Below are 521 nucleotides of genomic sequence, written 5' to 3' on the forward strand. Positions count from 1 at the left end.
GGCTCGTCCGCCCAGGGTAAGTCGGGACCTAAGGCGAGGCCGAGAGGCGTAGTCGATGGACAACAGGTTGAAATTCCTGTACTGCACCGAATCGTTATGAGCGATGGAGGGACGCAGGAGGCTAGCAGCGCGTGGTGCTGGATACCACGTTCAAGCGTCAAGTCTGAAAGCGAGTCAAATGCTTGCTTTCATAAGGACAAGGCATGATGAGGAGCGAAATCATAGTAGCGAAGGCTGCGACGTCACACTGCCGAGAAAAGCTTCTAGCCAGAAACGGTGCACCCGTACCGCAAACCGACACAGGTAGTCGAGGAGAGTATCCTCAGGTGAGCGAGAGAACTCTCGTTAAGGAACTCGGCAAAATGGCCCCGTAACTTCGGGAGAAGGGGCGCTGGTCGCAAGATCAGCCGCAGTGAAAAGGCCCAAGCAACTGTTTATCAAAAACACAGGCATCTGCAAAATCGTAAGATGAAGTATAGGTGCTGACACCTGCCCGGTGCTGGAAGGTTAAGAGGAGAGCT

General features: G+C 53.9%; 1 rRNA gene. It reads left to right on the plus strand.

The annotated features are described in order from the left end of the window. Nucleotides 1–521: ribosomal RNA gene (locus tag lacNas_RS00075) — 23S ribosomal RNA — on the plus strand; the annotation flags it as partial.

Source organism: Lactobacillus nasalidis (assembly GCF_016587775.1).
Taxonomy (GTDB): Bacteria; Bacillota; Bacilli; order Lactobacillales; family Lactobacillaceae; genus Lactobacillus; species Lactobacillus nasalidis.